Annotated in this window: 14 protein-coding genes and 1 riboswitch; of the genes, 10 read left to right on the top strand and 4 right to left on the bottom strand. The window is 70.0% G+C overall.

The window, feature by feature from the left end; all coding sequences use genetic code 11:
* Positions 1-5 precede the first annotated feature (5 nt).
* From F622_RS0106770 to F622_RS0106745, 6 genes are read left to right on the top strand one after another with little or no spacing between them, the layout of a single operon-like run.
* A complete protein-coding gene (locus F622_RS0106770) occupies positions 6-266 on the top strand; it encodes a hydrogenase maturation nickel metallochaperone HypA (protein ID WP_018168831.1) in 261 nt (86 codons plus the stop codon).
* A complete protein-coding gene (gene hypF / locus F622_RS0106765) occupies positions 263-2,572 on the top strand; it encodes a carbamoyltransferase HypF (protein ID WP_019571557.1) in 2,310 nt (769 codons plus the stop codon). The genes F622_RS0106770 and hypF overlap by 4 nt, the downstream gene beginning before the upstream one ends.
* Before the next feature lie 4 nt (positions 2,573-2,576).
* Complete coding sequence (locus F622_RS0106760; protein WP_018649597.1) at positions 2,577-2,831, top strand: HypC/HybG/HupF family hydrogenase formation chaperone; 255 nt, start codon at positions 2,577-2,579, stop codon at positions 2,829-2,831.
* Positions 2,828-3,916 carry a hydrogenase formation protein HypD gene (hypD, locus tag F622_RS0106755; protein ID WP_019571556.1) on the top strand — a complete coding sequence of 363 codons (1,089 nt, stop codon included), beginning with the start codon at positions 2,828-2,830 and terminating at the stop codon, positions 3,914-3,916. The genes F622_RS0106760 and hypD overlap by 4 nt, the downstream gene beginning before the upstream one ends.
* Positions 3,913-4,917, top strand: coding sequence for a hydrogenase expression/formation protein HypE (hypE, locus tag F622_RS0106750; RefSeq protein WP_019571555.1), 1,005 nt, complete (start codon positions 3,913-3,915; stop codon positions 4,915-4,917). Before hypD ends, hypE begins: the two co-directional genes overlap by 4 nt.
* Before the next feature lie 52 nt (positions 4,918-4,969).
* Entirely contained in the window at positions 4,970-5,176 is a 207-nt protein-coding gene (locus tag F622_RS0106745; protein WP_018168826.1) for a hypothetical protein, read from the top strand.
* A 2-nt stretch (positions 5,177-5,178) separates the two neighbouring features.
* Here F622_RS0106745 and F622_RS0106740 read toward each other — a convergent pair whose 3' ends face one another.
* Positions 5,179-5,682, bottom strand: a complete 504-nt coding sequence (locus F622_RS0106740; protein ID WP_143592439.1) for a GNAT family N-acetyltransferase — start codon at positions 5,680-5,682, stop codon at positions 5,179-5,181.
* 170 nt (positions 5,683-5,852) lie between these two features.
* Between F622_RS0106740 and F622_RS0106735 the strand changes: the two genes are divergently transcribed.
* The 3 genes from F622_RS0106735 (at position 5,853) to F622_RS0106725 (ending at position 8,837) form a co-directional block, all read left to right on the top strand.
* A complete protein-coding gene (locus F622_RS0106735; RefSeq protein ID WP_018168824.1) occupies positions 5,853-6,803 on the top strand; it encodes a PDC sensor domain-containing protein in 951 nt (316 codons plus the stop codon).
* Positions 6,804-6,897: 94 nt separating this feature from the next.
* Positions 6,898-7,734 carry a PP2C family serine/threonine-protein phosphatase gene (locus F622_RS0106730; RefSeq protein ID WP_026331548.1) on the top strand — a complete coding sequence of 279 codons (837 nt, stop codon included), beginning with the start codon at positions 6,898-6,900 and terminating at the stop codon, positions 7,732-7,734.
* Positions 7,735-7,781: 47 nt separating this feature from the next.
* A complete protein-coding gene (locus F622_RS0106725; RefSeq protein WP_019571553.1) occupies positions 7,782-8,837 on the top strand; it encodes a LysM domain-containing protein in 1,056 nt (351 codons plus the stop codon).
* Here the strand turns inward: F622_RS0106725 and F622_RS0106720 are convergent.
* Complete coding sequence (locus tag F622_RS0106720; protein ID WP_019571552.1) at positions 8,834-10,555, bottom strand: serine/threonine-protein kinase; 1,722 nt, start codon at positions 10,553-10,555, stop codon at positions 8,834-8,836. The genes F622_RS0106725 and F622_RS0106720 overlap by 4 nt on opposite strands.
* Positions 10,556-10,574: 19 nt before the next feature.
* Positions 10,575-11,057: an FHA domain-containing protein gene (locus F622_RS0106715; protein ID WP_018937493.1), complete on the bottom strand. Its 483-nt coding sequence runs from the start codon at positions 11,055-11,057 to the stop codon at positions 10,575-10,577.
* Between the two features lie 212 nt (positions 11,058-11,269).
* Between F622_RS0106715 and F622_RS0106710 the strand changes: the two genes are divergently transcribed.
* Positions 11,270-11,641 (top strand): DUF5362 family protein, encoded by a 372-nt coding sequence (locus F622_RS0106710; RefSeq protein ID WP_018937494.1) that lies wholly within the window; start codon positions 11,270-11,272, stop codon positions 11,639-11,641.
* A 184-nt stretch (positions 11,642-11,825) separates the two neighbouring features.
* Here F622_RS0106710 and thiC read toward each other — a convergent pair whose 3' ends face one another.
* Positions 11,826-13,715, bottom strand: coding sequence for a phosphomethylpyrimidine synthase ThiC (thiC, locus tag F622_RS0106705; protein WP_019563839.1), 1,890 nt, complete (start codon positions 13,713-13,715; stop codon positions 11,826-11,828).
* 81 nt (positions 13,716-13,796) lie between these two features.
* Positions 13,797-13,894: riboswitch (TPP riboswitch) on the bottom strand.
* Positions 13,895-13,995: the final 101 nt, after the last annotated feature.

Here is a 13,995-nt window from a genome sequence, read left to right as displayed (position 1 = left end):
CACGGATGCACGAGTTTTCGCTGATGGCCGATCTGATGCGCAAGATCGAGCAGGTGGCGGCCGACAACAACGCCCGGCGCGTGACCCGCGTACGGGTATGGCTGGGCGCGTTGTCGCATATCACGCCGGAGCATTTCCGCGAGCACTTCGAGGACGGCACCCGCGGCACCGTCGCCGAGGGGGCCGAGCTGGAGGTGGAGACCTCGGACGACGAGACCCACCCCGAGGCCCAGCAGATCCTGCTGCGGAGCCTGGACGTGGCGTGAGCGTCGCCGCGACACGCGCCCCGTCGCCTGCGCGCTGGCACCTGGTGGTCACCGGCCGGGTTCAGGGCGTTGGCTTCCGGCCGTTTGTCGCGGAGCGGGCCCGGCGGCTCGGCATCACCGGCTCGGTGGGCAACACGCCGTCCGGCGTGGTGATCCAGGCCGAGGGACGAGAGGCCGCGCTCGTCGCGCTGCGGGCTGCCCTGGAGCAGGAGGCCCCGCCGGCCGCGCGGGTCGATGCGATCACCGTGACGGCATCTCGCCCCGTCGGCGATACCACCTTCCGCGTGGTTCAGGGCCCCGGGCAGGGCGGTGCGCCGGCCCTGGCACCGGACCGTGCACCCTGCCCCGACTGCCTCGCCGAGATCCGTGACCCCGCGGCGCGGCGCCACCGCTACCCGTTTACCGCCTGTACGGCCTGCGGGCCGCGCTGGAGTATAGCGACGGCCCTGCCCTGGGACCGTTCGCAGACCACCCTGGACGGATTCCCGCTGTGCGCGGCCTGCCGGGCGGAGTTCGAGGCCCCGGGGGACCGGCGCTTTCACGCGGAGGCCATGGCCTGCCCGGACTGCGGGCCGCAGGTAACGCTGCGCGGCCCGGACGGAAGCGAACACACCACCGGCGATGCGGCCCTGCACGCGGCAGTCAACGCCCTGCGCGAGGGGCAGATCCTGGCGCTGAAGGGTCTGGGCGGGTTCCAGCTCCTGGTGGACGCGACCCGCCAGGATGCGGTGGCCCGCCTGCGCGCGCGCAAGCAGCGCCCGGACAAGCCGCTGGCGGTCATGCTGCCGGATGGCGACTGGCTGGACCAAGTGGCACGTGCCACCGGCGCCGAACGTACGCTGCTGGATGCGCCGGAGGCCCCGATCGTGCTGGTGGACCGCCGGCCCGGCGCCCCGCTGGCAGAGGGCGTGGCGCCGGGGTTCAACCGTCTGGGACTGATGCGGCCGGCGACGCCACTGCATCACCTGCTGCTGGAGGGCTTCGCCGGCCCGCTGGTCTGCACCTCGGGCAACCGCGGCGGCGAGCCCCTTTGTATCGACACCGCGGAGGCGGTGACCCGACTGGGCATGATCGCGGACGGGATCCTGGACCACGACCGGCCGATCGCGCGGGCACTGGACGATTCGGTGTTCCAGATCGCCGCGGGCCGGCCGCAATGCCTGCGCCTCGGCCGCGGGTATGCGCCGCTGCGAGTGCCCCTGCCAGACGCCGGGCCCGTCACCCTCGCACTGGGGGGCCACCTGAAGGCCGCCCCGGCCCTGGCCCTGGAGGACGAGGTGGTCGTCGGCGCCCACGTCGGCGACCTGGACAGCGATGCGGCCCTGCACCGGCTGGCTGGCGAGGCCCGCGCACTGGGCGAGCTCTGTGGCGTGGACATCGCGCGCGTCGCCTGCGACCGGCATCCCGACTACGCCTCCACGCCGCTGGCCGGGGCCTGGGGGCCTCCGGTCGTCGCCGTACAGCACCATCACGCCCATGCGGCGGCCTGCCTGGCGGAGCACGGGGTACGCGAACCGGCCGTGGCGCTGGTCTGGGACGGCATGGGACTCGGCGAGGACGGCATGCTGTGGGGCGGCGAATGCCTGGCAGTGGACGCCGACGGGGGCTTTCAACGGCGGGGTCATCTGCGGCCCTTCCGCCTGCCCGGGGCCGAGGCCGCGATACGCGAACCCCGGCGCGCCCTGCTGGGCCTGCTGCATGCCCACTTCGACGGCGATCCGGCCGCGCTGGAGGCGAGCCCCGCGCGGGCCTTGTTTACCGCTGCGGAATGGCACCCGCTGCTCGCGGCACTGGAGCGAGGGATCCACGCCCCCTGGACGTCCAGCGTCGGGCGGCTGTTCGACGCGGTCGCGGCGCTGGGCGGGCTACGCACCGGTGCCGGCTTCGAGGGGCAGGCGGCCATGCTCGTGCAGCAGGCGGCGGAGGCCACGGGATACGGACTCGGCACCGCCGGCATTGCGCTGGATACAGCAACGGCACCCTGGCAGGCCGACTGGGGCCCGCTGGTCGCGACCCTGCTAGCCGACCATGCCGACGGCGCCGGGGCCAGCCGTATGGCCGTCCGCCTGCACGGGGCGCTGGCCGGGTTCGCCGTGGAGGCCGCCCGGGCCGGGCGCGAGGAAACCGTGGCGCTGACCGGCGGATGCTTCCAGAATCGGTGGTTGCTGCAACAATGCGTGGACGCGCTGCAGGCCGCCGGCTTCCGTCCGCTGTGGCCGCAACGCATCCCGCCCAATGACGGCGGGCTGGCGCTGGGCCAGGCGCTGATCGGGCGCCGGGCCGCGGTGCCCCCGAACGGAGACTGAGCCCATGTGCCTTGCCATCCCCGGTCGTATCGACAGCGTGGACGGTGTCGACCCGCTGTTCCGCCAGGCGCGCGTAGCCTTCGGTGGCGTCACGCGCATGGTCTCGCTGGCCTGCACCCCCGAGGCCGGGCCCGGCGACTACGTGCTGGTCCACGCCGGCATCGCGATCGCCACCCTCGACGAGGCCGCTGCCGAACGCACCCTGGCGGCCCTGCGCGAAATCCCCGCGCACGACCCGCCCGCCCCGGAGGGCCCGTGAAGCACCTGGACGAATACCGCGACCCGGCGCTGATCCTGCGCCAGGTGGAAGCGATCCGCGCCACCTGCACCCGGCGCTGGACGCTGATGGAGGTCTGCGGCGGCCAGACCCACGCGATCCTGCGCCATGGCCTGGATGAACTGCTGGCGGACGCCGTCGAGCTGATCCACGGGCCCGGCTGCCCGGTCTGCGTGACCCCGGCCGAGACCCTGGACCAGGCGGTACTGCTGACCCGACGCCCGGAGGTAATGCTTTGCACCTTCGGCGACATGCTGCGCGTGCCCGGGGCGCTGGGCGACCTGAACGCGGCGCGCGCGGCCGGGGGCGAGGTGCGCGTGATCTACTCGCCGCTGGATGCGGTGGCGCTGGCGCGCGAACACCCGGAGCGCGAGGTCGTGCTGCTGGCGGTGGGCTTCGAGACCACCGCCCCGGCCGCCGCAATCGCCGTGCTGCAGGCCGAGGCCCTGGGCCTGGCCAACCTGTCGCTGCTGGTCTCGCACTCGCTGGTACCGCCGGCGATGGAGGCCCTGCTGGCCGACCCGGACAACCGCATCCAGGGCTTCCTGGCCGCCGGCCATGTCTGCACGGTGGAGGGGGCGGCCGCCTATCACGCGATCGCCGAACGCTTCCGGGTCCCGATCGTGGTGACCGGCTTCGAGCCGGTGGACCTGCTGGCCGGGATCCACGCCTGCGTGGAGCAACTGGAACGCGGCGCGGCCCGGGTGGAGAACCGCTACGACCGGGCCGCGCCGGACGACGGCAACGCAGCCGCGCGCGCTGCGGTCTCTCGCGTCTTCGAGCCGGTCGAGCGCGAATGGCGTGGCATGGGACGCCTGCCCACCAGCGGCCTCGGGCTGCGCCCGGAATACGCCCGGTTCGACGCCGTGGCCCGTTTCGGGCTCGTCCCACCCGAGGCGATCGGGGATGGCCCCTGCATCGCCGGCCAGGTGCTGCGCGGGCTGCGCCGCCCCACCGACTGCCCGGCCTTCGGCCGCGATTGCACGCCGGATACCCCGCTGGGCGCGCCCATGGTCTCCTCCGAGGGGGCCTGCGCGGCCTACCTGCACTATCGGGGCGAGGCATGACCACCGACGTCGTACGCCTCGCGCATGGCGGCGGGGGGCGGATGCAGGCGAAGCTGCTGGACGAGGTGATCCTGCCAGCGCTGGGCATCCCGGCCCTCGCCGCCCCCGATGCTGCCGTGCTCGACGCCCCGGGCGGGCGCCTGGCAATGACGACGGACAGCTTCGTGGTGCGGCCGCTGTTCTTCCCGGGTGGCGACATCGGCCGGCTCGCGGTGCACGGTACGATCAACGACCTCGCGATGGCCGGGGCGCGCCCCCTGTGGCTGACCCTGGGCCTGATCCTGGAGGAGGGGCTGCCGCTGGACGACCTGCGGCGCGTCCTCACCTCGGTGCAGGCGGCCGCAGAGGAATGCGGCGTGCGGGTGGTCGCCGGCGACACCAAGGTGGTGGAGGCCGGGCGCGGCGACGGGGTCTACATCAACACCAGCGGGGTGGGCGTCGTGCCCGAAGGCGTGCAGATCACGCCGGGCGCGATCCGGCCCGGTGATGTACTGCTCGCCAGTGGCGATCTTGGCCGCCATGGTGTCGCAATCCTCGCCGCCCGCGAAAACCTGGGCCTGGACCCGCCGATCCCCAGTGACAGCGCATCGGTCGCCGGGGCCGTGGCCGCACTGCTGGCCGCCGGCGTGCCAGTCCGCGCGCTGCGCGACCCGACCCGCGGCGGTGCGATCGCCGCCCTGCAGGAGCTGGCCGATGCCTCCGCCTGCCGCCTGGTGCTGGAGGACGTCGCAATCCCCGTGCGCAACGACGTGCGCGGGGCCTGCGAGATCCTCGGTCTGGACCCGTTGCACTCCGCCTGCGAGGGCCGCTTCCTGGCCGCCGTTCCGGAACACGCGGCCGCTCAGGCCCTGAGGATTCTCCGGACCCGCGCGGAGACAGCCGGGGCCGTTGCCATCGGACGGGCGGAGGCGGGCGAACCGGCCGTCATCCGGCGCCTGGCGACCGGCGTGGAGCGCCGCGTCATCCTGCCGGCCGGCGAGCAACTGCCACGTATTTGCTGAAGCGGCCTGCGTGTCGCGCTATGGTGGGTCAGAACGACAGGAGGACCCCGAGATGAACTTGCGCACCCTCATGGGAACCGCTCTAGCATTGGCCACCACGCCCGTCCTGGCCCACCCCGGCCACGGACACGGGGACGCCTTCTCGCTGCTCCACTTCCTGAGTTCACCCGAGCATCTCTGGCCCCTCGGGCTGCTGATGCTGGCCATTGTCGGGGGCCTGTTCGGTGCCCGCTGGTGCCGCCACCGGGCGCGACGCTGACGTCAGCCGGCGACGGGCGAACCTTCCACCGCCCACCAGTAGCGCTGTTCGTAGTCACGGTCGCGATCGCGCACCGGTACCGGGACGAAACCCATCGCCGCGAAGAAGCTGGCCGCCGAGGCCTGGGCCTTGACCAGCACCCCGGCCACCCCGGCCTCGTGCGCGGCGCTCCGGCAGGCCTCGACCAGTTGCCGGCCCACACCCTGCCCGCGGGCGGCTCGCCCCACGTAGAGGCCATGCAGCAACAGCCCATCGGCGGCACCCTCCGGCAGCTCGCGGGTCTCCGCCGTCTCCCAGGCGGCGGCGCCGACCACCTCGCCCGCACGCTCCAGCACCGTCACCTCGAGGAACATCAGATCGGCCTCGGTATAGCGGTAGGCCGGCAGGGCGAGCCGGCGCACGCGCTCGGGCAAGGGCCAGTCCTCGACCGCCTCGGCCACCAGCCCATTGATAGCGTCGAGATCGCCGGGGCGGGCCGGGCGGAGGGATTCGGTAGATTTCGTCATGGGCATGTTCGCAGTATCGGGCACAGGCTGGCTCGTCGTCGGCATGGTTCCTGCTCGGACCTGTTCGACAGGCCGAAGTGCCGGGACAAACGGCGCGCGCGGGCCGTCACGACAACGCCATCCCCGATCAGGGATAATCGTGGCGCACCGAAAGGAGACGACACCGCACCATGACGGAACTGAAAAAGGCGATCGAGCACCAGCGCGACTACCTCGAGGACAAACTGCATGAACCCCTGGCGGAGATCGCCAGCCGGCTGAGTGCCGCCTGGCCGCGCCGCGAGGCGCTGGACTCGATCCTGGAGGAGGCGATCCGCCAGATCCCGGAAGCGACCTTCGTGTATGCACTGAACACCGAGGGGGTCCAGCTTTCGGACAACATCTCGCGCACTGGTGTACTGCCGGAACACTTCGGGCGCGATCGCTCGCAGCGCCCGTACATGAAGGAGGCCGTGCCCGCGGACGGCTTCCTGCTGTCGGATGCCTACATCAGCCTGCTCGGACGCCGGCCATCCCTGACCTCATTGCAGCTGGTGCGCGACGACCAGGGCAATGCGCTGGGCTTTCTCGGCGCGGACTTTGATCTGCGCAACCTGCCCGACTTTTCCGAGGACCTGTACGAGGAGCCCAGCGAGTGGCGCCAGATCAAGGGCGATCCGTCGATTCGCGGGACACTGTTCCTGCAGAGCCGCACCGAGAGCCTGATGGACCAGAACATGGACACCGCCCTGGCCATTCTGGAAGAACTGTTCACCGAGCGCGGCGTGTTCCAGGGCGTGTTCCACTTCTCCAGTTCGCGCGCCACGCTGTGGACCACCGAGGACCCGTACCGCTACCGCATCCTGACCCACGAATCCCTGGGCGACCCGGACGTCTGCCTGGCGTTTCCGCACGAACCGTACCCCGCGGAGGCGCTGATCCCAAGGGAGGACGTCGGCCGCGTCCTGGAGGCACTGCGCGCGCTGCGCTATGCCGACGAGACCGTGTACCTGCGTTCCGCCTCGATCAACCTGTTCAACGGCATGATCAGCCTGACCTTCTCGTGCGACGGCTCGCATTACATGACCTGGGACGACTTCCTCGGCCGCTCCATCCAGTTCTGGATCGGCGCCACCGGCTAGGGAGACGCGGATCGATGCGCGGCTCCCCCCCGGGGCTGTCGCGCGCCGATCAACTCGGTCATCATGGTCACGGGATCAGCGGGGCCACACGCACATGGAAACCGGATACGCCAGGGAGATGGGTGGCCGCGCCGAGCAACAGGACGCGGTGACCGTACTACAAAACGCGGACGGGCAGAGCGCCCTGCTGCTGGTCGCGGACGGAATGGGCGGCCACGAGGGCGGGGCACGCGCCTCGCACGCCGCGATCGCGACCGCCGAACGCCTGTGGACCCGCTACGCGGGGCAGGCTGCCGATGCCCGTGCCCTGCTCCACGCTCTCTTCCACGAGACCCATGCAGCCTTGCTGGAGGCCGGGGGTACCGATCCGTCACAACGCCCCGGCACCACGCTGGTGGCACTGTATGTGACCCCGAACTCCGCCTGCTGGGCCCATTGCGGCGACAGCCGGCTGTACCACTTCGAGGGCGACACCCTTCAGCGGCGCACGCGCGATCACACCCGGGTCCAGCAGCTGGTCGACGAGGGGGTAATAAGCGAGGCGCAAATGGCAACGCACCCGGAGCAGAACCGGCTATTGCGAGGCCTCGGCGTGGTCGACCCGATCGAGGTGGACTACGCCGAGGCCCCCGTCACCCGTCACACGCGCTTCTTGTTGTGCTCGGACGGCTTCTGGGAACAGATCGGACCGATCGAGATCGCGGAACTGCTGGACAGCCCGGACCTCGACACGGCCACCGCGAGCGCAGCCGTCGAAGCGGCGCGACGCGGCGGAGCCAAGGGTGACAACGTGGCCCTGGCAGCATGGCGGACCGGGCCGCCGCGCGGGCGTTTCTGGCGCCGGCACCTGAAGGCGCGCATCGGGCCCACGCTGGGCCTTCTGGCGCTACTGGCTGCGGCCCTTGCGATCCTGCTGTGGCCGCTGGACTGATGCCGACCGTATACTCGCGGACTCGCCGAGCCGCACCAGTCCTTGCCATGATGCCAGCCCACACCACGCTGCTTCGCCTCGTCCTGCTCGCCGTACTGACAGCGTTCCTGTCCGGCTGTGCGCAGCTACAGGGCTTGTTCGACCCCGAGGCGGAGGCCACCGAGGACGTGGTCGCCGCGACCGACGAGGCCCCGTCCGACCCGCTCGCCCGTGAGGAGCAGGACGAGCGCCTCAAGATCGCCGAGATCGTGCAGCTCTTGCAGGGCGGCGAGATGGACCGGGCACGCTCGGCACTGGACCGGATCCTCGCAGATGATCCGGGCAACCGCGCCGCCCGCGGCCTGCGTGAACAGCTCTCCGGGGATCCGCAGGCGACCCTGGGCGAGGCCTATTTCGTTCACACGGTGGAGCCGGGCGACAGCCTGGGCGGGCTGGCGCGTGAGCACCTCGGCGATGCCACCCGCTTTGTGATCCTTGCACGCTACAACGACATCGAACGCCCGGACCGGCTGCTCGTCGGGCAACGGCTGCGCATCCCGCGGGATGTAGGGGGGCCGCAGCGTGGCGAGACAGATCTGGACGAACAGCTGATGGCTCTGGACCCCGACGCCGCGCCCGGCGTCAGCGAGGACGGTTTGCGCCGCGCCATCGAGGCCGACCTGGCAGCCGGGCGTTATGGCGCGGCGCTGGAGGTCGTGGAGCTGGCCCGCGAGCACCCCGAGGCGCAGAACGAATGGGCCAGCTGGCTGGACCCGCTGGCGCGCGACGCGACGATCGGCTACTGGCACCGGCGGGGCGTGGAGGCGCGCGCGGCAGGCGCGACCGAAAACGCGCTGGAGGCCTTCGGCCGGGTGCTCGAACAGGACCCGCAACACGCGACCGCACGCCAGCACCTTGACGATCTGGAGCAACAGCGCAAGGAGGCCCTGCACGCGGAGGCCATCGTGCGCTACCGCAACCAGGACCTGGAGACCGCCATCGCATTGTGGGACGAGGCCCTGGCGATCGACCCCGGGTTCGAGGCGGCGCGCGGCTATCGCCTGCGAGCCCTGGAACTGCAGCGTCGCCTGGATGCCCTGGACCGCGAGAACGGCCGGAGTTAATCCGTAGCGGTGCGCCTTGAAGTGGCTTCGGTCGGCAACTCGTCGGATGCAAGCTCCTGGGTGCGGTCGCCGTCAGCAACCAGCCCGGCAGCGCTGCGCTCGGGCGTCCCGGCGACCCGGCGCTTCATGCGCGCCTCCAGCGAGTCGGCCATCGCGTTGTAAGCACTGAAGACCCGCTCGAAGTCATCGTGTCGACGGGCACGGATCCGGGTATCGAGCCGCCCCTGACCGATCTGGTCCAGCGCCCCGCGCAGGCGGTCCAGCGGTGCCTGAAGGCGCCGGGCAAGCACGTAGGCCCCCAGAAGCACCGCGAGGAGGGTGACCAGCGTGAGCATCAGCAAGGCCATGAAGGTGGCCTCGTTCGCCGCACGCAGCGATCCCGTGGACAGCCCGACCTGAAGTTGCCCGATGTGATGATCCTGGTAGCGAACCGGGGCCTCGAACATGAACAGCTCTGCGCCATCCCGCCCGGTGATGGACCACACGGCCCGGCCGTCGCGACGCTGAAGCAGGCGGTCCTCGGAAGGCGGCTCGTAGGGCTGGCCCAGGGCCTCCGGGTCGCTGCTGGCCACCACCTCGCCGCGGTGGTCCACGACGCTCAGCAGGGCAATCTCCCGGTTCGCCTGCATGTCGCGCAGGCGGCCCTGGACCGCGATGGTGTCCTCCAGCAACAGGTCCTCGGCACTCTCCACCGAGATGATCTGCGCCAGCGTGGCCCCATAGTCAAACGCCAGATCGGTCATCACCTCGTTCTGCTTCTGGTGTACCAGCGTACCGCCGACAACCAGGGTGACCGCCACCAGTGCCCCCATGACCGCGGCCCAGCGCAGACGCAGCGGGATGATCCGACGCCCGGCACCTGCCCGTTCGCGCTCGGCGCGTTGCTCGTCGATACGCTCGAGGTCCACCAGTAGCTCGCCGGCCGACTGGTAGCGCTCGTCCGGCTCCTTCGCCAGCAGGCGCAGCACCAGCTCGATCAGTTCCTGCGGACAGTCGCGCACGATGACCCGCGGTGCGGGGACCGAATCCTTGACCACCCGGGTCAGCAGGGTCTCGACATCATGCCCGCGAAACGGGGTGGCCCCCGTCAGGAGCTCGTACAGCACCACGCCCACGGAATAGAGATCGGCACGAGCGTCGGTATCGCGGCCACGGACCTGCTCCGGCGCCATATAGTGCGGCGATCCTGCGATATAGCCGTCGTCGTCCTCGGCAAGCCAGTCGTCGTCGGCGCGCCAGTCGGGGTCCCTGAGGGTGCGGGCAATGCCGAAGTCCATCACCTTGATGTTCGCCGTGGCGCTGGTGACGATGATGTTCTCGGGCTTGATGTCGCGGTGCACGACGCCATGCCGGTGCGCATAGTCCAGGGCCTCCACCAGCTGGATGGCGATCTTCAGGACATTGCGCAGCAGCAGCGGGCGGAACTGTTCCGCGAACTCCGCGAGGGTGATGCCGTCCAGCAGCTCCATCGCGATGAACGGCTGCTGATCCGACTCGCCGACATCGAAGATGGTGACGATGCCCGGGTGGGTCAGGGTGCCGGCGGCGCGCGCCTCGGCCAGGAAGCGCCGGCGGTACTCGGGCCGTCGGGCGTAGTCCGGCTGCAGGCACTTGATCGCCAGCGGACGCCGGATATCCGGGTCGTAGCCGCGATGGATTACGGCCATCGCACCGCGCCCGATCTCCTCGCCGACCCCGTAGCGTCCGATCCGCTGCATGCTCCGGCGACCCTGAGCCTCAAACCGTCTCGAGCAGGATGCGCGCGACGACCGCCAGTACCAGGACCGCCACCGCGATGCCCAGCCAGCGCCAGCGTGACCGAGGCCCACGGCCAGGCCGGGCATCGGAACCGTCGTCGCGGCGGCGGAACACGAACTCGGCCCGCCCGAAACGGACGTGGTCGCCGTCCTTCAGCGCAGCCTCGTGCACCTTCTCGTCGTTCACCCAGGTGCCGTTGGTGGACAAGAGATTGACCACCCGGCATTCGCCGCCGTCGTTGACCAGCCAGGCATGCTGCGAGGAGACGCTGCCCTCCTGCAGAACGATGTCATTGGTCGCCTGACGGCCCACCGAGCGCTTGCCCGGTTTCAAGGTCAGGCGCTGCTGGCCGAAGGGCTCGGAGATCCCCACCAGCACCGGGTGGCCGCCGGGGGGTGCCCCCTCGCTGGCGGTGTCCGCGGCACTTTCCTGCTCGGGCAAGGCCTGTCCCTGAAACAGCATTGTCCCCTGCGGCCCGCTGCGGCCGGCATCCCTGCGTCGTCCCTGATCGCTCATACATCCCCCTGCTTCACGAGCCTTGCGTGGCCCTGTTTTTCGGGTTGGCACTTGCTCGAGTATGCACGGGCGGCGCGCACCAAAACAACGAATGCGTCACACCATGAAAGGGCCTGCTATGCTCCGGCCATCCGCCCATCACGACAAGGAGTCTGAACATGGAACAGGACACCACCAACGGGGCCGACCTCCGTGGACTGATCGAGCCGCTCGTTCGCGGAAAATTCTGGATGCAGTTGATCGGGGTGATGATGATCATCTCGGGCGTGCTGACCGCCCTGTCGATCATCGGCATCATCATTGCCTGGATCCCGATCTGGGCCGGCGTGGTGCTGATGCAGGCCGCCGGCGCCTCCCAGCGCGCCTACGAAAGTGCCGATCCGGAAGCGATCAAGTACGCCCTCGGCCGCCTGCGCATCTACTTCACCATCTTTGGCGTGCTGCTGCTGATCTACCTGATCCTGATGGTCCTGGGCATGCTCTTCGGCATCGGCGCCGGTCTGATGGGCGGCTTCGGCCACATGCAGTAGAGTGCCCCCCGGCCGCGTCATGGCGAGCCCCCGGAAGGGGGCGTGGCAGACGAACACGAACACACCCGACGGCCGCCGTTGGGGCCGCAAGCGGCCTACCGATAGCCAGGTCGGACGCAACGTCCGGTGGGGCCAGAGGCAGATTGCTTCGTCGCTGCGCTCCTCGCAATGACGAGGATGTCGCTCAGACCTCGCGGTAGATCTGTGCGCCCTTGTTGACGAACTCGACCGCCTTCTCCTGCATCCCCTTCTTCAGGGCCTCGTCTTCGGAAACGCCCTGGGCCGCGGCGTAGTCGCGCACGTCCTGGGTAATCTTCATGGAGCAGAAGTTGGGACCGCACATGGAGCAGAAGTGGGCGACCTTGTGCGCGTCCTTGGGCAGGGTCTCGTCGTGGAATTCGCGCGCGCGTTCCGGGTCCAGCGCCAGGTTGAACTGGTCCTCCCAGCGGAACTCGAAGCGCGCCTTGGACAGCGCGTTGTCCTGCAGCTGCGCGCCGGGAAAGCCCTTGGCGAGATCGGCCGCATGGGCCGCAATCTTGTAGGTGATAATGCCGTCGCGCACGTCCTGCTTGTTGGGCAGGCCCAGATGCTCCTTCGGCGTCACGTAGCAGAGCATCGCGGTGCCGTACCAGCCGATGTTGGCCGCGCCGATACCGGAGGTGATGTGGTCGTAGGCCGGGGCGATGTCGGTCACCAGCGGGCCGAGGGTGTAGAACGGCGCCTCGAAGCAGTCTTCCAGCTCCTTGTCGACGTTCTCCTTCACCTTCTGCAGCGGGACGTGACCGGGGCCCTCGATCATCACCTGCACGTCGTGCGCCCAGGCCTTCTGCGTCAGCTCGCCCAGGGTCTCCAGCTCGCCGAACTGCGCGGCGTCGTTGGCGTCGGCCAGGCAGCCGGGGCGCAGCCCGTCACCGAGGGAGAACGAGACGTCGAACGCCTTCATGATCTCGCAGATCTCGTCGAAACGGGTGTAGAGGAAGTTCTCCTCGTGATGCGCCAGGCACCACTTGGCCATGATCGAGCCGCCGCGCGAGACGATGCCGGTCACCCGATCCGCGGTCAGCGGCACGTACTGCAGGCGCACGCCGGCGTGGATGGTGAAGTAGTCCACGCCCTGTTCGGCCTGCTCGATCAGGGTGTCGCGGAACAGCTCCCAGGTCAGGTCCTCGGGCTTGCCGTCGACCTTCTCCAGCGCCTGGTAGATCGGCACGGTGCCGATCGGCACCGGCGAGTTGCGCAGGATCCACTCGCGGGTCTCGTGGATGTTCTTGCCGGTAGACAGGTCCATCAGGGTGTCGCCACCCCAGCGCGCGGACCATACGAGCTTCTCGACCTCCTCCTCGATCGAGGAGGAGACCGCGGAGTTGCCGATGTTGGTGTTGACCTTCACGCGGAAGTTGCGGCCGATGATCATCGGCTCCAGTTCCGGGTGGTTGATGTTGGCCGGGATGATCGCACGGCCACGGGCGATCTCGTCGCGCACGAACTCGGGCGTGATCGCCTCGGGGATGGACGCCCCGAAGGACTCGCCGGCGTGCTGGCGCAGCAGCTTCTTGTAGCGCGGGTCGGCGCGCAGCTCCTGCAGGCGGTTGTTCTCGCGGATGGCGACGAATTCCATCTCCGGGGTGATGGTCCCCTGGCGGGCGTAGTGCATCTGGGAGACGTTCGCCCCGGCCTGCGCGCGGCGCGGCGGGCGGATGTGCTCGAAGCGCAGGCTGGCCAGTTCCGGGTCGGCGGCGCGGGCGCGGCCGTATTCGGAGCTCGGGCCATCCTGCCATTCGGTGTCGCCGCGCTCGTCAATCCAGCCGCCGCGCAGATCCGTCAGGCCCTGGCGCAGATCGATGGTCGCGTCCGGATCCGTGTACGGGCCCGAGGTGTCGTAGACCGGGATCGGCGGGTTCTCTTCCGGGGTGCCGGAGGTCAGCGTGGGGCTTTGTGCGACCTGGCGGAACGGCACGCGGATATCCGGGCGCGAACCCTGCACGAAGACCTTCTCGGAATTGGGAAACGGGCGCGTGACGTCGGCGGAGACCTGGGCGGTCTTGCGGGCGAAGGACTCGGGAATGGCGCTCATACGGTGACCTCTGCGATGCGGATGTGGCAGCAGAGGGAACAGAACGGGCCGGACAGACTGCGAACGGGGCGCGCGCGGACTGGATCGAGCACCGAGCTTCCCTCCGCCAGCGTTAACTGGTTCAGGTTCAAGGGGACTCTCTCAGCTCGCATCGATCGCGGGCACCCCCAGCTCTGACGGATGAGTGTACCGCACAGAGGGCGGCGGCGGGACCAACAAGACAGCGCGCGCTCCGGTGTTTTGCGTTAGATTATCGCTTTGTGACAACCTTCGCGCCGCC

Origin of the sequence: Thioalkalivibrio sp. ALMg3, assembly GCF_000381225.1 — a bacterium.
In the GTDB taxonomy this organism is placed as follows: domain Bacteria; phylum Pseudomonadota; class Gammaproteobacteria; order Ectothiorhodospirales; family Ectothiorhodospiraceae; genus Thioalkalivibrio; species Thioalkalivibrio versutus.
This window is presented reverse-complemented; position numbering and strand designations above follow the sequence as displayed.